Source organism: Acinetobacter sp. YH12027 (assembly GCF_013420085.1).
Classification (GTDB): domain Bacteria; phylum Pseudomonadota; class Gammaproteobacteria; order Pseudomonadales; family Moraxellaceae; genus Acinetobacter; species Acinetobacter amyesii.
Map to the genome: position 1 here is coordinate 1 of NZ_VOYW01000087.1, position 3,283 is coordinate 3,283.

A 3,283-nucleotide genomic window follows, 5' to 3' on the forward strand; every position below is an offset into this window, starting at 1 on the left:
AGTTATAGTATTCCGTGTCAGGAATCTGTCTACTTATCAGCGTCCGCGGAACTGCAGGATTTCTGGTTTTGTTGTTCGCAACGAGGGCTAATTCTGGAGTTCCGTATAAGGCATAATCAATAACGACGCCTGATGCGAACATAGCGATTGGGCTGAAACGGAAGGTATCAGGAGCAATCGCTTTGGCAGAATTCCCCAAGGTGCTCACAATAAGATTCACATTGATGAAATCTGGCTTTCTACTCAGCCCATGGATATGCGAGCAGTTACTTATACTGCTCTTTCTCATGTCCTAAAAGCCTTTGACCATGTCAAATCGCAACATTGAGGTTATCTTGTTTTGGAATAAGCGTGGTCATTGTATGAAAGTGTTGATATATGATGGACTGGGTATTCAAAGCTCTACGGTTGGAACAAGCAACATTTCACTGGACTCAAACTCATCATAGTGAAACAATTACAAGCATTGATTCAGAGTTTCGCTTGATAAAGAATTTGACAATGTGCATCAAACATCATGACATCAATTCAGTCAGCCAAGCTGAATAGCCTAGATCCGTGTCTGTGCAGAAAAGGACGCCTTCATATAAAATAACTCAAATAGATAAATTACCACCACACTGCTAGAGCCTGAGCTGAATTTAAAAATATCTATAGGGTTCACCGGGGACTTACAGTAAATTTAACTTGGATAAAAAATATCCCCCTTAAAAAAGTGGGATATTTTTAATTTATTTATTTAATATTTCTTTTAATTCATCTGCACTATATGTCGATAAATTTTCTATAGCTGCTCGAACAATACTTGAACGATTTATTCTTGCATTTTGCCCTTTTACAACCAGCTCATCAATTAGTTTACTAATATCTTCATTGAGAGAAAAAGTGTAACGAATAAATTTTTTTTCACTTGATTCTAAAGCCTTTACCCTCTTTTCTGCACCAGATATAAATGCATCTAACATTTTATCTTGTTCAGTAGGTTCAGGTTTTTTGTTTAGCCCAGTTAAACCAGCCATAGTTATACTCCTAAAAACTCTCTTGCAATACTTTCAATTTCAGCTTTCGCTTTAGGATCACTATTTACTTCAAAAACCGAAAGCCCATTTTCATCTGCATCATCATAAACATTTCGATTTGTTGTGATTGAATTCAATGCATCAATACCAAATGATTTGCATGCCTCTTTTGCATCTAAAATTCTTTGAACTTGAGAAGGAAGAGTTGGACACTGAGTAATAATTGCTCTAGCTTTCAGATTTGGATTTACTGTCTTTGCTAATTTTAAAACTTGTTCCATATGATCTAAAGTTTTTAGATCTCTTCGTTTGGGTCTAAACGGCAATAACATATGTGTAGCTATAGTCATTGCTGAACGTAATGCTTCAGAATCCTGTCCACCTGCATCAATGATAATATCTTGGTATCTTTTATCTAAATCTTTTAAAACTGAACGTATATTCCCTGATGCTTGTACTGATGGAATATTATTTAATTCATCGTTTTCATCTCTTTCTTTGACCCAATCTGTTGTTGTTCCTTGAGGGTCAGCATCTAATAAGAGGACGTCTCTTTGACTTTGTTGTAAGTAAACTGCAAGATTTTGAGCTAAACAGCTTTTACCAGCACCGCCTTTTTCACCACCAACTAAGATAATCATAATTTATGTAAGTTACGTAAGTTTGTTTGTGTATAATTTAACGGTGATTTATGAAGTAATCAACTATCATGAAAAAAAAAATTAAAAAAAAAGTTATCCACAAAAGAATGGTCTTTTTGAATTTATATATATTTATTTAAATTTATTATTTATATCTCTGCTCAAAGCTTGACTAGCAAAGGGATACAGGAAGTATATGTTGACAAATTCCTACCAATAAGTTGACTTTTTCCTGTTTCTGAGTTGACATATTCCTACCAATAAGTTGACTTTTTCCTGTTTCTAAGTTGACAAATTCTGTGCATAAGTTGACAAATTCTTTTATTAAAAATACTTTCATTTGTGGACGTTAAGTAGTATTGTCAATATATCTATTTATAACATTTTCCTTAATATATCTTCCTATGAGTAACATAGTATATAAAGATAATAATTTGGTTGAAGCATCGTATTCACTAAATCTATCTGAGCAAAGGCTAATATTAATTGCGATCATTGCTGCTCGAGAAATTGAGAAAGAACTTACTTCTGATACTATACTTACGATTCATGCTTCTGAATACATGAAACAGTTTAATTTAGGACGTCAAGCATCTTATGAAGCGTTACAATCTGCATGTGATAATCTTTTTGAACGGCATTTGAATTATAAAGCAGTAGATCCTATAACTGGAAAAATAGGAATATACAAAAGTAGGTGGGTTTCAAAAGTTGGTTATGTTAAGGAAGAGGGATGCGTCCAACTAATTTTTGCACCAGATATTATCCCCTTATTTGTAAAACTTGAAGAAAAGTTCACAAGATATGAACTTAAACAAATCTCACCACTTACAAGCATTTATGCTATTCGCCTGTATGAGTTACTCATACGTTGGAGATCAACTGGTAAGTTATATATTTCTATAGATGAGCTTAGATCAAAACTCGGATTGATAGAAGATGAATATAAAAAGATGGGAGACTTTAAAAAAAGGGTTCTTACCGTAGCTTTAAATCAAATTAACAAATTTACGGATATTACTGTTTCTTATATACAAAAAAAGGAGGGAAGAAATATTTCAGAATTACATTTCATGTTTGAAGAAAAAGAACAAAATAAAACGAGTACAAGTGCTCCTTTAGAGCCAACTTATAAATTGACAGCTAAGCAATGTATATTCTTTGCTAAAAAGCTATGTGATATTACTAACTATCCAAAATTTGGTAATGATTTCGCACATCGTGGAGAGACTCTAGAAGACTTTCAGGAAAGGATATCAAGTGATCTTCTTGATAGCGATAATGTTAGAAAGTATTTTTCTTATTTGTTAGAAGTTGGTTATGCTCCTAAATACAAGAAGTAACCCTTTAGTTAATTGTCACTTTAAACAAAAGACCACGCCCTCTCATACTAAGTTTTTAATTAAGATTGCTTTCATGTGATTTTAATATGAATTAGCATAAGTTACATAACTTATGCTGGTTAAGTAACCACCTATCCTGCCTTTATAATTTATTGCTGCAGTTCTCATCATCATTGGAATAAGTGGACAAATTCCTGACATGGAAATTGCAGCGAGATTGGCTAAAGTTACTGCGCTGATTATCAGCCGAGATGTCGTTATTGATTATGCCTTATACGGA

The 3,283-nt window shown here is 33.4% G+C and carries 4 protein-coding genes; 1 reads left to right on the forward strand and 3 read right to left on the reverse strand.

Annotated elements, in window-relative coordinates; all coding sequences use genetic code 11:
- From FTT94_RS16510 to FTT94_RS16310, 3 genes are all read right to left on the reverse strand, one after another.
- The coding region (locus tag FTT94_RS16510) for a hypothetical protein (RefSeq protein ID WP_218956027.1) at positions 1 to 289 on the reverse strand (289 nt) is incomplete at its 3' end.
- A 442-nt stretch (positions 290 to 731) separates the two neighbouring features.
- Positions 732 to 1,019: a hypothetical protein gene (locus FTT94_RS16305; protein ID WP_000908082.1), complete on the reverse strand. Its 288-nt coding sequence runs from the start codon at positions 1,017 to 1,019 to the stop codon at positions 732 to 734.
- 2 nt (positions 1,020 to 1,021) lie between these two features.
- Complete coding sequence (locus FTT94_RS16310; protein WP_000585007.1) at positions 1,022 to 1,660, reverse strand: AAA family ATPase; 639 nt, start codon at positions 1,658 to 1,660, stop codon at positions 1,022 to 1,024.
- A gap of 404 nt (positions 1,661 to 2,064) precedes the next feature.
- Here FTT94_RS16310 and repM point away from each other — a divergent pair, with 404 nt between their 5' ends.
- Positions 2,065 to 3,003: a replication initiation protein RepM gene (gene repM, locus FTT94_RS16315; protein ID WP_002046604.1), complete on the forward strand. Its 939-nt coding sequence runs from the start codon at positions 2,065 to 2,067 to the stop codon at positions 3,001 to 3,003.
- Positions 3,004 to 3,283 lie beyond the last annotated feature (280 nt).

Excerpts from the sequence above, each read along its gene's own strand:
- FTT94_RS16310 (WP_000585007.1), bottom strand. The coding sequence starts at position 1,660 with ATGATTATCTTAGTTGGTGGTGAAAAAGGCGGTGCTGGTAAAAGCTGT.
- repM (WP_002046604.1), top strand. The coding sequence starts at position 2,065 with ATGAGTAACATAGTATATAAAGATAATAATTTGGTTGAAGCATCGTAT.
- FTT94_RS16305 (WP_000908082.1), bottom strand. The coding sequence starts at position 1,019 with ATGGCTGGTTTAACTGGGCTAAACAAAAAACCTGAACCTACTGAACAA.